Origin of the sequence: Lentibacillus juripiscarius, from assembly GCF_042685205.1 — a bacterium.
GTDB lineage: Bacteria > Bacillota > Bacilli > Bacillales > Amphibacillaceae > Lentibacillus > Lentibacillus juripiscarius.
This window is the reverse complement of record NZ_JBHUNA010000009.1, coordinates 250,220-265,660: the sequence shown is the minus strand read 5'-3', so window position 1 is coordinate 265,660 and position 15,441 is coordinate 250,220. Positions and strand designations below refer to the sequence as shown.

Below are 15,441 nucleotides of genomic sequence, written 5' to 3'. Positions count from 1 at the left end.
GGGATAAATGGAATGGATAAAGTGGAGACAACTTCTTCACCGCTCATTGGCAGCTCATCTGTCACAAAGGAAAAAAACCCGACATTTTTTGCAGACTTTAAAGCTTTGGTTAAAGTGGGGATTGTGAATTCCAACCTGATAACGACATTCGCCGGCTTTTGGCTGGCCGTTCATTTCACAGGTGCCGCGTTCACTGCTTATTGGGATATTTTTCTGCTGACAATGGCGGGGAGTGCACTGGTAATTGCAGGCGGGTGTATTATGAACAACTGGTATGACGCTGACATCGACCCTGTGATGTCAAGGACAAAAACCCGTCCGTCCGTGACAGGAAGCATACCACGTAACCGTATTCTCATGATGGGTATTGCTTCATCTGCCTTAGGCCATATCCTTCTTTTGTTTACATCGTTACAAGCAGCCTTTATTGCATTTTTGGGCTGGTTTACGTATGTAGTCCTTTACACAGTATGGTCGAAACGCAGATACACCCTTAATACTGCAATTGGCAGCTTTTCTGGGGCGGTGCCGCCGCTGATTGGGTGGGCAGCTGTTGATCCTGGACTCCATACGACAGCTATTGTGTTGTTCCTTATCATGTTCATTTGGCAAACGCCGCATTTTCTGGCGCTGGCAATGAAAAAAACAAAGGAATATAAGGCTGCTGGTGTTCCGATGCTGCCGGCTGTGCACGGCTTTGAGATGACCAAACGTCAGATTGCCGTGTATATTGCGTGCCTTTTACCCTTGCCGTTTTATATGGGCGAAATGGGCTCTGTTTTCATTGTGATTGCGACCCTGTTGAATATTGGCTGGCTGGTAATGGGCATCAGTGGATTCTTTATGAAAAATGATTTAAAATGGGCGAATATGATTTTCATCTATTCCCTGAATTATTTAACGATCTTATTTTTATTGATGGTTGTCGTAACAATTGAATTCCCCTTTAGTTAAGCTTGTTTCTGTCACATAAACAAATATAAGCTAGTTACAAGAAGAAAGAGAGGTATGAACATATGAAAGGTTGGATGGGAAGAATCCGTGCAGTTTTTCTATTGGGACTGACGGCACTGGTGCTTTCGGCATGCGGTAAAGAAAATCTTACCGCTCTTGACCCAAAAGGCTATGGAGCGGATAAATCACTTGACTTGATTATTCTTTCAACCGTTGTGATGCTGTTTGTGCTGGTCGTTGTAATGCTTGTCTATACCTTTGTACTTATTAAGTACAGGAAGAAAAAAGGTCAGGAAAATTACATTCCGAAACAGGTAGAAGGCAATAAAACTTTGGAGACGGTCTGGACTATCATTCCGATCATCCTGTTGCTCATTATCGCGGTTCCTACTGTCACTGCGACATTTGACCTCGCAGATGAATCTGGAGCTAATGACCATCTGAATATCCAGGTGACCGGGAACCAGTACTGGTGGCATTTCAATTACGAAGGACAGGAAATCCAGACAAGTCAGGATATGTACATTCCAGTTGGCGAAAAAGTTTACCTGAACATGAAGTCCTCTGACGTTATTCACTCGTTCTGGGTACCTACCATTACAGGGAAAATGGATGTGAACCCGGAAAACGAAAACACGATGTACATTGAAGCGCATGAAGAAGGTGTTTACTGGGGTAAGTGTGCTGAGTTCTGTGGTCCATCCCACTCACTCATGGACTTTAAAGTCATTGCTGTGAGCCAGGATGAATTTGACCAATGGGTTCAGGATATGCAGAATGTTAACCCTGATGCCGAACCGGAAAGTGCTGTGGCACAAGAAGGAAAGGCCCTCTTTCAAGAGAACAATTGCATGGGCTGTCATGCCATTGGGTCATCTCCGGTGCAAGTCGGTCCGAACCTGTCAGACTTCGGCAGCCGGTCCAAGCTGGCTGGTGTGGAAGAGCTGAACAAAGAAAACCTTGTTCAATGGATTATGGATCCGGAATCAATCAAACCCGGCAACAAAATGACCGGCAATTATCCGGATGTGTCAAAAGATGATGCAGGTAAAATTGCAGAATATCTACTGCAGTTAAAACCATCCGAAATAACACCTGAAAGTGCAAAAGACTAACAAAACATATTAGTTCAGGGATGGAAAATGTGAAAGGGAGGTTAATAATTTGAGTATAGCAGCTGCTCAAAACCGAAGCTTCGGTGCTGTGCTGTGGGATTACTTAACTACTGTCGACCATAAAAAGATTGCACATTTATACTTGTTTGGCGGTGGTTTCTTCTTCCTGCTCGGCGGACTGGAAGCGATGATTATTCGTATACAACTGATTAAACCTGAGAATGACTTTGTCAGTGCGGGTTTTTATAACGAAGTTCTCACCATGCATGGAACAACAATGATTTTCCTTGCTGCCATGCCGTTATTACTTGGGCTGATGAATGCGGCAGTGCCCCTACAGATCGGGGCGCGTGACGTTGCGTTTCCGTTTTTGAATTCATTGGGATTCTGGCTGTTTCTGTTTGGCGGTCTAATGCTGAACTGCAGCTGGTTCCTCGGCGGTGCTCCGGATGCCGGCTGGACAGCTTACACACCGCTGTCGACAACATCCCCGGGGCATGGTGTGGATTTCTATGTCATTGGATTGCAGATAGCCGGTGCGGGGACACTAATTGGAGGTATTAACTTTCTTGTAACGATTGTCAATATGCGTGCACCAGGCATGACATTCATGCGTATGCCACTATTTTCGTGGACGACATTTATTACAAGTATACTGATCCTGTTTGCGTTTCCGGCACTGACAATCGGATTGTTTCTTCTTATGTTTGACCGCATGTTTGGTTCAGCATTTTTCGATGTCGGCCTTGGTGGAAACACCATTATTTGGCAGCATTTATTCTGGATTTTCGGGCACCCGGAAGTGTACATTCTGATTCTGCCTGCCTTTGGAATATTCAGTGATGTATTTTCAACTTTTTCTAAAAAACGTTTGTTTGGCTACACAGCAATGGTATTTGCGACCATTTTGATTGCTTTCCTTGGCTTCATGGTCTGGGCACACCACATGTTCGCAGTTGGTCTGGGCCCTGTGGCAAACTCGATTTTCGCGATTGCGACAATGGCAATTGCGGTACCGACAGGAATTAAAATATTTAACTGGCTTGCAACGATGTGGGGAGGAAGTATTACCATCAACACAACAATGCTCTGGGCATTAGGTTTTATCCCTACATTTACAATCGGTGGTATGACTGGTGTTATGGTTGCGTCGGTTGTTGCTGACTATCAGTATCACGATACGTATTTCGTTGTAGCTCACTTCCACTACGTTATTGTCGGTGGTACTGTGTTTGGAATTATGGCAGGTCTGCATCACTGGTGGCCGAAAATGTTTGGGCGCATTTTAAACGAAACAATGGGTAAATTGACTTTCTGGACATTCTTTATCGGATTCCATTTAACATTCTTTATCCAGCACTTCCTTGGATTAATGGGAATGCCACGCCGTTACTGGGTGTTCCTGGAAGATCAGGGACTTGATCTCGGTAACCTAATAAGTACCATTGGCGCGTTCTTTATGGCGTTCGGTGTCATTGTATTCCTGATTAATATTGTCTATACGGCAGTTAAGGGAGAGCAGGCCCCTGCTGATCCTTGGGATGGCCGGACATTGGAATGGACGATTCCTTCGCCGCCTCCTTTCTATAACTTTAAACAGACACCGCTTAGCCGCGGACTTGATCCATTATGGATTGAGAAGACAGAAGGTAAAGGTGAAATGACACCTGCAGAACCATTGGGTGATATTCATATGCCGAATTCATCGTTCTTGCCGTTTATGATATCACTTGGACTGTTCATTGCCGGCTTTGGTTTTATTTACCAGGTGAATCATGATTGGGCATATGCCCTGTTATTCGGTGGTATGGCAGTTACCTTGGTCTCCATGTTGATCCGTTCACTGAAAGATGACCATGGTTACCATATTCCGAAAGAAGAACTAGAAGGGGAGGCTGACTAATATGAGTCATGATCAGTCTTTGAATCCGGAAACAATGCCAAACGAACCGGAAAAAGCCACCCTTGAAGGAAAGAATAAATTTCTCGGATTTTGGTTCTTTCTTGGTGGTGAAACCGTACTGTTTGCCTGTCTGTTTGGTACATTTATTGCTTTGCGCAACTCGACAGCTGGTGGTCCAACGGCTGATGAACTATTCGGCCTGGAACTTGTCTTTATCATGACAATGCTTCTCTTGACAAGTTCACTTACGAGTGTATATGCCGTGTATCATATGCGGAACAACAACTTTAAAAAAATGCAATTGTGGTTCGGCATTACGGCACTTTTGGGTTTTGGGTTCCTGGCATGTGAAATATATGAGTTTACTCACTATATTACCGAGTATGGTTTCACATTCCGTTCATCTGCATTTGGTTCTGCGTTCTATACACTTGTCGGCTTCCACGGCGGCCACGTGACATTTGGTCTGGCATGGCTGATTGGGCTGATGTTCCGGAACGCAAAACGCGGACTGAATTTGTATAACGCACCTAAATATTATACATTCAGCCTTTACTGGCACTTTATTGATGTTATTTGGGTGTTTATTTTCACAGTAGTTTATTTGATGGGAAAGGTGGGATAATCAATGGCAGAGAACACCAATTCCAAGGAAACGAATCCGTTCCAGAAGCAAAAGAACAGAGACGAGATGCAAAAGCAGGTCATTTCTTTTGCGATGATGATCCTGTTTACGATTATTGCCTTTGTCATCGTTGCAACGGATATGATGCAAGAAATGTTTGTCGTTCCTGTACTACTTATATTGGCTATCGTACAGGTCGCTTTCCAGTTATACTATTTCATGCATTTGAAAGACAAGGGGCATGCATTCGCCGCCGTCATGTTTTACGGCGGTGTCTGGGCCGCGGCGCTGACACTGGCTGCACTTGGGGTTATCACTTGGTGGTAAGTCATTAAAGACCGGGTACTGTCCCGGTCTTTTTTATAATGTCAGAAACTATAGACCATAGATAACCTTTAAGAAAGACCTGGTAACTTGCTGGAGACTGGCCTATCCTTTCGTTTTTCTTATGCTGTCTATAAATTGTCATATTCCATGTGTGTGTGCTGTTGTAAAATGCGTTATAATAATATATATAAATATCCATTTCTGGAGTGAGATTTTATGTGGCTTGATATACAGATATTCGGTTTTCGCGCACTATGGAGTCCCTACTATTTCCTTTTTGTTTTAGGAATGGCCATCATATATTATCTGATGACAGGACCCTATCGCCATAAATTCGGGGGAGGGAACGAATCCCGCCCATCAAGGAAACAACAGGCATTTTTCTATTCCGGTATGGTCCTTCTATATGCTGTAAAGGGTGCACCAGTTGATTTGCTGAGCCATATGATGCTGACAGCTCATATGATTCAGATGGCTATTTATTATCTGATTGTCCCTATCTTCATAATAAAAGGTATACCTGCATGGCTCTGGAGAAAAGTTGTCTGCAGACCGAAAATAAAACCGATTTTAATGTTTCTGTCGAAGCCTCTTATATCGATTTTGTTGTTTAACATATTATTTTCCTTTTACCATTTGCCGGCAATTTTTGATTTTGCAAAGTCATCACAGGTTGCTCACACTTCCATTTCATTGGTAATATTAATCGCGGCATTCATTGTTTGGTGGCCGGTCCTGACACCGATTAAAGAATTCGACCGGATGCCGCCGCTGGGAAAAATTTTCTATATTTTTGCCAACGGTGTGCTGATTACACCGGCATGTGTGCTGATTATCTTTGCAAATGCACCGGTCTATGCCGCTTATACAGAAAATGGCGCATGGATGCAGGCATTGGCTTTGTGTGTGCCGAGTGGGGTTCTTGAGGGTATCAGTTATTCTATATCCGGACCCGAAATGTTCTCACCAATGTCGACGATGGAGGACCAGCAGCTCGGTGGCATTATTATGAAACTGATGCAGGAGATAACATATGGAACTGTCCTGGCAAGGGTGTTTTTTGGATGGTTTACGAGGGAAAGTCTCCAAGTGGATCCGCTTCCGGCGGGTGAAAAATGAAGAACTATAGAATGATCGGATAAGCACCGGACTCCGGATGTTGGGGTTCATGTTTTTTCCATCAGTGTGAAAGGAATGAAATTGCAGCAGTATGCCATTTTTACCGACGATAAGCACTTTCTTTATTGTAACCAGTGCTGTTTTAGTTGCAATTGGATGGGGGTTTATCCTTAAAGGGAAACCGAAAGCACATAAAAGGACGATGCTGTCGGCAGCAGTCAGTGCTTTGTTATTCTTTATTATCTATGTTTCGAGAACAGCTTTCATTGGGAATACCAGTTTTGGAGGCCCGGATGATATAAAAATTTACTATACAATCTTCCTTATTTTTCATATCATACTGGCCACTACAGGCGCGTTATTTGGGTTGGTAACCATTACCCTAGCCCTGAAAAGAAAAATAAACATACACCGAAAAATTGGCCCGATTACAAGCATTATTTGGTTTTGCAGTGCTGCTACCGGCGTGGCTGTCTATTTGCTTCTGTATATCATTTACGACGGGGGACAGACAACCAGCATGCTGAAGGCCATCCTTGGAGGGTAAAAAACGTGTGCGGACAAAAGCTGTCCGCACACGTTATATTTTTGTATTCCATTTGATAATACCGGCTTCTTTGGCCGAATTGAATGCAATCAGAAACAATGGGCCGAGAATGAACCCGAGAAGCCCAAGCAGCTTAATACCTAAAAACATAGCAATTAATGTTGCCAATGGGGAAAGGCCAATATGCTGTCCCATTACTTTTGGTTCGACGGTCCTGCGTATCGCAAGCAATATAATGGCCAGAACTGCCAGTTGCACGCCGAGGAAAGTATTGCCGCTTATGAATGCAAACACGGACCATGGGCCAAGAATGGCGATTGAGCCGATAATGGGGATGAAATCAACCAACCAAATGATGAGCGACATAATAACGGCTACTTGCGGCATAATCAGAAGCAGTCCAATCAAGGTAACAACGAAAATTATAATGCTGACAAGAAACTGTGCTTTGAAGAAACCAAGGACAACACTGGAGAGCCTTCTGTTCATAAAAGAAACTTTTTCTGCCGTCTCTTTTGTCATAATACTGTACAGTTTTGACTGTAGCAGCGGCAATTCAAGCATGAACAAAAAGAGAGCAATCAAATACACAAGAAAGCTGATTAAGTATTGAGGAACCTGGGCAACGACCTGGGCAATTCGCTCGATCGTAATGGTTTCCTTTAATGTTGCACTCATAGAAGTTAACTGGGACTCGATTGTGTTGGTGACCTGTTCATAAAATTCATCCGGAAGATTCTCGGTATATTTTTTAAAACCTGATTCCCAGCTTGCATAGGCACTGTTCAACTGGGTCACGTGGGAGGGAATCTCTTCAACAAACGTGACAACTTGTGTCACTGCCTTTGTCACAATAAATGCCCCACCAAGACTCAGGAAAATCAGAAACAGCAGAAAGACAATAATGACCGATGTTTTCCTGCTTATCTTCGCCTTCCGTTGCATGAATCGGATGACAGGATTGAGCGTCAGTGCTGTAACAAGTGCCAGAACCAATGGAATCGATACCGGCAAAATGAACAAAATAAACAGTAAAAGTATCAGCATTAAAAAAATCAGTGACCATTGGCGCTTTGTAATTGAACGAAACAATGTAAACGGGAGTCCCCTTTCTTCCAAGAATTACCTATAGGAACGTTTAAAATCAAAGATGTACAAGCACGGAAGTCGGTTCACGTTGAAAAAACAACTGCTCGTGAATACGACGAGCAGTTGTAATACTCCTATTTTTTGTACTGATCAATGTCATCTTTTATTTTGGAAACAAGATTTGTTGCACGATCAACGAGATTATCCGGGAAATTCTCATCTTCTCCGTATTCAACGCCATGCGGGTAGTAATGTTTACCTATCAGTGGCGTCTTTAGCTGTATGACGGCATTGCCCAAATCAACATCACCTTCGACGGCATATCCTTGAATGCGGATATAATATGTAATGTTCTTTTCCTTGGAAGCAATTTTATAATCGTATGTTACACGTTCATAATCCCACTGCCCTGCCCGGATAAAGGCATGTTTACCCATTAGCCGATCTAATGGTTCTACATCAATAATGGTTTCGTCAATTCCTGTATTTTCCAGTTGCATTTTATCCACCTCACAAAATTATCCTCTGTTAATAATGATAATCGAAAAAAGATTAAGTTTCAATTGAAAAGGAAGCCGAATTTATGAAAGATATACCCGTTTTTGGGAATAAATAAAATGTAGTGCCAAATTTTCATAAGGAGGATACACCATGAAATCGTTAAAGGATGTTATGTCCACCGATATTGCAGTTTGCCGCAAAGAGGACACATTATACGATGCAGCCGTGAAGATGAAGGAACGAAATGTTGGGGTAATCCCGGTATGTTCGGAAAACAAAGAGCTCCATGGAGTCATAACGGACCGTGATCTGGTATTGCGCGGATATGCAGAAAAAAAGTCCGATTCCGCAACTGTTAATGAAGTGATGAGTGGGGAGCTGCACTATGAAGCACCGGACACGACCGTGCAGGAAGCTGCTAATACAATGGCACAAAAGCAAATTCGCCGTCTGCCAGTGGTGGAAAACGGTAAACTGACAGGTATTGTTTCCCTTGGAGATCTATCACTCGAAGAAAAATCGAATGAAGCTGCCGGAAGTGCACTGGGAGATATTTCGGAGCGGCCAGAATTTCATTAATATAGTATAATATAAACAACCGTATGGAACAGCATACGGTTGTTTTTTCATTTCAGAAGGTAATCAGAAAATGGTATTTAACAGCCTGGCCATAACGATAAAGGTTCATTTTTTCCTGTGAAGAAATGTAAAGGAGCATGTATCTGCTAAATGCGGCATATAGTTAATTGAAAAAGACTTAATAGAAGGGGAAGCAATTATGCGGCTAATTCGTATCGTAATACTGGTATTATTGGTTATTTCAGGGGTCTATTATTTACTCGATGAGTATAAGCTGCTTCCGGATGGGACGGTTGAGGATCTTAACCATACACTGAAACAAAAGGACAGCAAGCTGGAGACGAAAGAAATCCCTACAGAACGATCTGCAATGCCATATGCAGGTGATATTTTTCAATGGGTCGGAAAAGAAGCAGATGCGCTGACAGAAAAATTTGGCAAGCCGAAGCGAAAAGATCTAAGTACGTATGGCTATGAGTGGTGGGTGTATACGGATGGCAAGGAAAATTACATCCAATTTGGTATTGATAATAATACCGTTAAGACACTATATGCGGCTGGAAGCGGGTTGTCCCTTGACCCCATTCAGATGGGACAAAATTATGACTCGGTGAAAGAGAAGCTGTCTTTCTCAAAAGAAGTGACCTATAGCAAGGATTTTTCATCTTTTTCATTCCAGCTAAGTGATGAAGAACGTGCTGCCCGTCCGTTAGTGAAAGTCACGGATAATATTTTTATGCAGCTTTATTTCGACACGTACACAAATAAACTGACCGGCGTCCGTGTTCTGACGGGGGATATACTGCTATTGCACCGCCCATATAAAATGAAATATCGGGGGGATTTGCCGGAAAAACCAGCGGCTACGGAATCAGAACAAGAACAAATTGATACAGGAATGGAACAGCAGATATTCCATCTGACCAACGTATTCCGTAACCAGCATGGAAAACAGAAATTAAAATGGGATGATACCGTTCGGGATGTAGCTTATATCCATAGTAAAGACATGGCGGAGAACAATTATTTTTCCCATTATGGCAAAGACGGAAATGGGCTGAAAGAGCGTTTGGCTTCTAAAGAAGTGGCGTACATGTCGGCCGGCGAAAATATCGCAGCTCAATATCCTGATGCACAGGCAGCCATGCACGGTTGGCTAAACAGTGAGGGGCACCGGGAGGCGCTGCTGAAAAACGATTATACACACCTTGGCACAGGGGTCTATAAGTCCTATTACACACAAAACTTTGTGAAGAAACAATGATTATTGCCTTAGGCACAGTATTCGCCCTGTTTTCATAAACTAGTCAGTAACAGGATATTAGTTGCTGAGGTGAGTAGATATGAGTGATAAACTCCATCCTAGCGTAAGAGAATTTAAGGATTTCCTGCAGCGGCATCCAAAACTGGTGGAAGAAGTGCGGCGCAGTGGAAGAGGATGGCAGGAATACTATGAGAAATGGGCGTTGCTTGGGGAAGACGATTCAATGTGGGAGAAGTACCGGAGCAAGGAAAATTCCAAAGCCGGGAAAAAAGAGACCCGAGGAAAAAAAGAAATGATGGAAAAGCTTGTGGAAATGTCAGAGAATATTGACATGGATAAAATTCAATCGCAAGTGGGTAACATCAATAGTGCGATCTCCACTGTACAGGAACTGCTGCAACAATTTCAGCCATCTGATAAGTCGTCACAGCATCCATTTGATCCATCATACAACGATCGGCCATTTGGCGGATTCCGGGATTGAGGTGGAAATATGCAGACGTCAGTTCAGCAATTTTTGCAGGAGAATCCAAAACTTGCGCATTTCGTCCGTTTTAATCCCGTCTGGTACCGCCACCTGACAAGGAATCCGGAGAGAGTGCTGGAACTGGAGAAGGCATCAAAAGCCTTTTATGGAAAAACATTGCCCCAGAAAGCAGATAAGCTTAAAAGTCATATGCAAATGGTCAATATGCTGATGCAATTCACCGATTTGATGAAGGACTGATAAGGGTGGTGGTTTAATTTGCAGCGATTCCATGATAAGATACAAGTGGAGGTGAAAGAATGATAGGAACAATGGAGTATGCGGAAATAATGGATCATTCTGAGCTGCTCAGTGAGATGATTTTACAGTCTGATGTGATGGAATCCTATGAACAGGCGCGTAAATCAATGGATGAGGACAAGGAAGCGCAGCACTTAATACATGCGTTTAATGATATAAAAGAACAATACGATGAGGTCCAGCGTTTTGGAAGGTACCACCCGGATTACAACGAAATAATGAGAAAGGTTCGTTCTTCCAAACGGGAAATGGACATGAATGATAAAGTGGCAGCTTTCAAAGTTGCAGAACGCAATTTGCAGAAAATGCTTGATGAAGTGAGCGAGTATATTGCGTTCAGCGTCAGTGACCAGATTAAAGCACCGAAAGATGGTGCTGCTCTGACGGATACTGGATGTGGCCACGGGGGAGCATGCGGCTGCAGCGCATAGATAGATTGAAGCCCCGGCCGTATTCTGGTACACTTATCTGTAAATGAGAGGTTAGTGAGGATGCCATATGAGAACGAAACGCCAGGGACTGATTGTCTGGTTCAAGCATATGAAAAACATCCGGCATATTAAACGGTATGGACATTTGGTTTACTCGTCAAAGAAACTGAAATATGCCGTGCTGTATACCGATCAGGATACGCTTGAACGAACGGAGGCCAAATTACGGAAGCTGCCATTTGTTTCAAAGGTGGAACGGTCGCAAAAGCCGTTTATACGGACGGACTATGAAAATGCGAAGCCTGATAAAGCAAAACAATATGATTATAAAATGGGTATTTAAAACCTTTGCGGGTCATACATAACCTTTCCCGCAAAGGTTTTTTGTGTAGTGAATGCTCTTTTTGTAACGTTTGTTGGTTTTCCAGTGCAGTTGATATAAAGAGCGACACAGTGAACAATTTGTGTGCTATGACACCGCTACAGAAATACATTTGGTGCTCGTCGTGTTGCAAGTTCTTCAGTGGAGCTGCACTCCTCGCAGAAGGGGGAATTTTCATCCAACGATTTGGTGAAAAGTCTCTCATTTTTTCTTTGAATTAATCATCATTTGAAAAAAGGGGCACCTTTTCAGTGGCCTCGATTTTTTGCCTTGAGAAGCCTTCTCTCGGACATTTCGGTTGCTTTCGGGCGGACTTTTGGCCTTGAGAAGCCTTCTCTCGGACATTTTGGCTGCTTTCGGACGGGCTTTTGGCCTTGAGAAGCCTTCTCTCGGACATTTTGGCTGCTTTCGGGCGGACTTTTGGCCTTGAGAAGCCTTCTCTCGGACATTTTGGCTGCTTTCGGGCGGACTTTTGGCCTTGAGAAGCCTTCTCTCGGACATTTCGGCTGCTTTCGGACGGGCTTTTGGCCTTGAGAAGCCTTCTCTCGGACATTTCGGCTGCTTTCGGACGGATTTTTGGCCTTGAGGAGCCTTCTCTCGGACATTTTGGCTGCTTTCGGACGGATTTTTGGCCTTGAGAAGCCTTCTCTTGGACTTTTCAGCGGCTTTTTCGCTTTCCCGCGAAGAGGCTGAAGCGTTCCCCGCGGCAAAGAAGACACTGCGAATGCGACCAAAGGAAGCTTGAGCAGATGTCGCGCTTGTACCCGGAGTGGTGAAAGCGAGTATTTTTCCGCAGCGACGAACTAGCACTCTTCGATAAAATTGGAGAAAGACATACAAAAAGTTACGTCGCAGTTTATAGAATATATTAAGTAGGGTTTCATTTTCTGTAGTGATGCGAAAGGCTACGGTTTTCTAAATAAGCATAAAAAGAAAAAACCTGCAGATATAACTCTGCAGGTCCTTTTGTTTTCACACTGGAAAACAAAAAGGCAAAGGGAGAGGAGAAACCGGAGGAAGAACTTATGGGGAAGTGTAAGTCTTCTCCGAGTTTTTGAAACAGCCAAGCAATGTTGTTTAGCTGTTTCATTACGCTAGTATGACCATCGTACATTTTTATATACGTGGTAGAGCAAATTTTTTTCGGATAGAAAATTATAAGCTTTTATGTCTTGCGCTTTTATCTCGTTACACTTATTATGATTTATTGAGGTGGTTGCATGCGAGTTGTAGCAGGTGCTCATAAAGGGCGGCAATTGAAGGCGGTTCCGGGAAAAACAGCCAGGCCCACAACAGATAAAGTGAAGGAAGCAATTTTTCAGATACTGGGGCCATACTTTCAGAACGGTGTCTGTCTTGATCTGTTTGCCGGAAGTGGGGCATTGGGTATTGAAGCGCTAAGCAGAGGCATGGAGAAAGGGATATTTGTTGATAAACATCCGAAAGCGATACATACTATTCATGAAAATATCCGGTTGCTGCATTTGGAAGATAATGTCGAAATATTCAGGACGGAGGCTTTCCGAGCCATGAACGCCAGTGTTAAAAGAGGACTCCGGTTTGATTTGATATTGCTCGATCCCCCATACTACAAGATAAATTATATGAAATTGCTCAATGAAGTGGTTAAATTGGACTTGCTTCAAACCAACGGCCTCATTTTTTGTGAGCATGATGCCGATGAACATCTGACAATGGCCGATAACCGCTATGATATCCTTAAAACAGGGGTGTACGGAGAAACAACAGGTATAACCATCTATAAAAAGAAGCAGGAATAGAAGGGAGTATTACCATTGAACCGACTAGCGATCTGCCCAGGCAGTTTTGACCCGGTAACTTATGGGCATCTTGACATTATTGAACGGGGAGCCAAGATTTTTGATCAAGTAATTATTGTTGTTTTTAATAACCAGTCTAAGGATCCATTGTTTTCGGTTGATGAAAGGGTCTCACTATTGACAGAGTCAACCAGCTACCTGCCAAATGTGTCCGTTGACTGGAGTGATGAATTGCTCATCGATTATGCAAGGGAACATAAAGCCGACGCTATTTTGCGCGGGCTGCGTGCGGTCAGTGATTTTGAATATGAAATGCAGATTACGGCGATGAACAGGAAGCTGGATGAAAATATTGAGACCTTTTTTATGATGACGAATAATCAATATTCATTCCTTAGTTCGAGCATTGTCAAAGAGGTTGCCAAGTATAAGGCCGATGTCACTGATCTGGTTCCGGAGGCTGTCCACGAGGCGTTACAGAAAAAATATAGGTGAAATGAACGCAAAAAAGATGTTGCTATGGGCAACATCTTTCTAATTTTTGTACTGGCGCTTCAGCAGGATGAGAACAGCAATAAACAGGAAAGAGAATGTGATAAGGGGTCCCATTTCGCTAAGCATGTACAACAAATCCATCCATGGTTCTTCTGGTGCATCGTTAGAAACCGGAACCCCCTTAAAATCAAATGACGTTCGATTCAGATACAATGGTGTATAAAAAACAGCTGTCAGAACCGCCGCAAATAGTCCGTGTAGGATCCTTGCAAAAAAATACGGAGCGAACCGGATATCGGATGTAGCGATAATACTTGCGACTTGTGCCTGGACGGATAGGCCATTGAAGCCTAAGATAAAACTGACGACAATGATTTTTTCCAGCAGATTAGCAGCGTCGTTTTGAGAAATTAGGTTTGTACCGAGCGTTATTTCGAATAGCCCGGTAAACATTGGAACCGCCAGTTCAGCCGGTATTGCAGCGAATTTCAGCAAGTACTGGAACACGACAGCGATTGCCTGGGAAATGCCTGCAATATACAGCAGTTTGGTGAAGACGGAAAACAGGATAATAAAACCGCCAACCATGACTAAGGTTTGAATTGAGTTCAGCACGGCATCCCCAAGTATTTTTCCGAATGGGCGCGGGTCATTGATTCTTGTACGGTGCATTTCCTTAAAAGCCCTAATAATGGAGACCTTCTGCTTGTCTGTTTCTGCAGCGTGATCCTGTTGTTCTTTTTTTCGTCCATAGAAACGCATGCATACACCGACAAGTGCATTTCCAATATAGTGGGAAGCCCCAAGAACGACACCTAGCTTTACATCATAAAAAAACCCGACTGATACAGCGCCGAAGATGAACAGCGGACTGGAAGCATTGGTGAATGATACGAGCCGTTCAGCTTGAATTCGTGTCAGCTGTTTTTCTTCCCGGAGCCGTGTTGCTATTTTTGCACCGGTAGGATACCCGCTAGCCATTCCCATTGCCCAGGCAAAGCTTCCGACACCAGGGACATTGAATAAAGGGCGCATGATCGGTTCGCAAAGCACGCCGATAAATTTCACAAATCCGAATCCAATTAGCAGTTCAGCCGTAATAAAAAAAGGCAGTAATGACGGAAATACGACTTCCCACCACATGTTCAGTCCACGTATACTTGCTTCAAGGGACTGATCTGGAAATTTTATCAGGGAAATGGCAACAAAAGCGGTTATACCTGAAAATGCAATTGTCTTTATTTGCTGTTTCAATGTCCGGCCTCCTAATAAAAAGCTGATCCTGTACTTCTTTTTCTGATAGTAGTAGAATAATTCTAGCCTGCTTTAGCTGTTAAGAAAGTATAAGAGGTTGTTCAAAAAGTCCGGTATTTACCCTCCTTTTGAACACGCACTATAAATACTATCTTATTGCATAAGTGCAACTAGGGCTTCCGCCAGTAAGCCCTGGCGATAAGCCAAGTATGGTAATAGTACATCTGTTTCGGGTCACCGAATGAATCGTACAAGTCTATATCAATATACGCTCATACATCCTATTTT

18 protein-coding genes are annotated in these 15,441 nt (G+C 43.3%); 15 read left to right on the top strand and 3 right to left on the bottom strand.

What is annotated here, in order from left to right:
* Positions 1 to 12 precede the first annotated feature (12 nt).
* From cyoE to ACFSUO_RS06260, 7 genes are all read left to right on the top strand, one after another.
* Positions 13 to 954, top strand: a complete 942-nt coding sequence (gene cyoE, locus ACFSUO_RS06290) for a heme o synthase (protein ID WP_382392172.1) — start codon at positions 13 to 15, stop codon at positions 952 to 954.
* A 62-nt stretch (positions 955 to 1,016) separates the two neighbouring features.
* Entirely contained in the window at positions 1,017 to 2,069 is a 1,053-nt protein-coding gene (gene coxB / locus ACFSUO_RS06285) for a cytochrome c oxidase subunit II (RefSeq protein ID WP_382392170.1), read from the top strand.
* Between the two features lie 49 nt (positions 2,070 to 2,118).
* On the top strand, positions 2,119 to 3,972 hold the full coding sequence (gene ctaD, locus ACFSUO_RS06280; protein ID WP_382392168.1) for a cytochrome c oxidase subunit I: 1,854 nt from the start codon (positions 2,119 to 2,121) through the stop codon (positions 3,970 to 3,972).
* A 1-nt stretch (position 3,973) separates the two neighbouring features.
* The gene (locus ACFSUO_RS06275) at positions 3,974 to 4,597 is read left to right on the top strand and encodes a cytochrome (ubi)quinol oxidase subunit III (RefSeq protein ID WP_382392166.1); all 624 of its coding nucleotides are present in this window, start codon (positions 3,974 to 3,976) and stop codon (positions 4,595 to 4,597) included.
* A 3-nt stretch (positions 4,598 to 4,600) separates the two neighbouring features.
* Positions 4,601 to 4,924: a cytochrome c oxidase subunit IVB gene (gene ctaF, locus ACFSUO_RS06270; RefSeq protein WP_382392164.1), complete on the top strand. Its 324-nt coding sequence runs from the start codon at positions 4,601 to 4,603 to the stop codon at positions 4,922 to 4,924.
* Positions 4,925 to 5,140: 216 nt separating this feature from the next.
* Complete coding sequence (ctaG, locus tag ACFSUO_RS06265; RefSeq protein WP_382392162.1) at positions 5,141 to 6,043, top strand: cytochrome c oxidase assembly factor CtaG; 903 nt, start codon at positions 5,141 to 5,143, stop codon at positions 6,041 to 6,043.
* A 91-nt stretch (positions 6,044 to 6,134) separates the two neighbouring features.
* Positions 6,135 to 6,590, top strand: coding sequence for a DUF420 domain-containing protein (locus ACFSUO_RS06260; RefSeq protein ID WP_382392160.1), 456 nt, complete (start codon positions 6,135 to 6,137; stop codon positions 6,588 to 6,590).
* Positions 6,591 to 6,623: 33 nt separating this feature from the next.
* On the opposite strand, the gene ytvI is transcribed toward ACFSUO_RS06260, so the two are convergent.
* Together ytvI and ACFSUO_RS06250 are read right to left on the bottom strand one after the other, a co-directional pair.
* Positions 6,624 to 7,682 (bottom strand): sporulation integral membrane protein YtvI, encoded by a 1,059-nt coding sequence (gene ytvI / locus ACFSUO_RS06255; protein WP_382392158.1) that lies wholly within the window; start codon positions 7,680 to 7,682, stop codon positions 6,624 to 6,626.
* Between the two features lie 131 nt (positions 7,683 to 7,813).
* Positions 7,814 to 8,179 (bottom strand): YugN family protein, encoded by a 366-nt coding sequence (locus ACFSUO_RS06250; protein ID WP_382392156.1) that lies wholly within the window; start codon positions 8,177 to 8,179, stop codon positions 7,814 to 7,816.
* Positions 8,180 to 8,330: 151 nt separating this feature from the next.
* Here ACFSUO_RS06250 and ACFSUO_RS06245 point away from each other — a divergent pair, with 151 nt between their 5' ends.
* The 8 genes from ACFSUO_RS06245 (at position 8,331) to coaD (ending at position 13,899) form a co-directional block, all read left to right on the top strand.
* Positions 8,331 to 8,759 carry a CBS domain-containing protein gene (locus tag ACFSUO_RS06245; RefSeq protein ID WP_382392154.1) on the top strand — a complete coding sequence of 143 codons (429 nt, stop codon included), beginning with the start codon at positions 8,331 to 8,333 and terminating at the stop codon, positions 8,757 to 8,759.
* Between the two features lie 199 nt (positions 8,760 to 8,958).
* Positions 8,959 to 10,023 (top strand): CAP domain-containing protein, encoded by a 1,065-nt coding sequence (locus ACFSUO_RS06240; protein WP_382392152.1) that lies wholly within the window; start codon positions 8,959 to 8,961, stop codon positions 10,021 to 10,023.
* 79 nt (positions 10,024 to 10,102) lie between these two features.
* The gene (ylbD, locus tag ACFSUO_RS06235) at positions 10,103 to 10,507 is read left to right on the top strand and encodes a YlbD family protein (protein WP_382392150.1); all 405 of its coding nucleotides are present in this window, start codon (positions 10,103 to 10,105) and stop codon (positions 10,505 to 10,507) included.
* 9 nt (positions 10,508 to 10,516) lie between these two features.
* Entirely contained in the window at positions 10,517 to 10,750 is a 234-nt protein-coding gene (locus ACFSUO_RS06230) for a YlbE-like family protein (RefSeq protein ID WP_382392148.1), read from the top strand.
* Between the two features lie 59 nt (positions 10,751 to 10,809).
* Positions 10,810 to 11,241, top strand: a complete 432-nt coding sequence (locus tag ACFSUO_RS06225; RefSeq protein ID WP_382392146.1) for a YlbF family regulator — start codon at positions 10,810 to 10,812, stop codon at positions 11,239 to 11,241.
* A 67-nt stretch (positions 11,242 to 11,308) separates the two neighbouring features.
* Positions 11,309 to 11,584, top strand: coding sequence for a YlbG family protein (locus ACFSUO_RS06220; RefSeq protein WP_382392144.1), 276 nt, complete (start codon positions 11,309 to 11,311; stop codon positions 11,582 to 11,584).
* 1,259 nt (positions 11,585 to 12,843) lie between these two features.
* Positions 12,844 to 13,404, top strand: a complete 561-nt coding sequence (gene rsmD / locus ACFSUO_RS06215) for a 16S rRNA (guanine(966)-N(2))-methyltransferase RsmD (protein WP_382392142.1) — start codon at positions 12,844 to 12,846, stop codon at positions 13,402 to 13,404.
* Between the two features lie 15 nt (positions 13,405 to 13,419).
* Positions 13,420 to 13,899, top strand: a complete 480-nt coding sequence (gene coaD, locus ACFSUO_RS06210; RefSeq protein WP_382392140.1) for a pantetheine-phosphate adenylyltransferase — start codon at positions 13,420 to 13,422, stop codon at positions 13,897 to 13,899.
* 39 nt (positions 13,900 to 13,938) lie between these two features.
* Here the strand turns inward: coaD and ylbJ are convergent, their stop codons facing one another.
* Complete coding sequence (ylbJ, locus tag ACFSUO_RS06205; protein ID WP_382392138.1) at positions 13,939 to 15,153, bottom strand: sporulation integral membrane protein YlbJ; 1,215 nt, start codon at positions 15,151 to 15,153, stop codon at positions 13,939 to 13,941.
* Positions 15,154 to 15,441 lie beyond the last annotated feature (288 nt).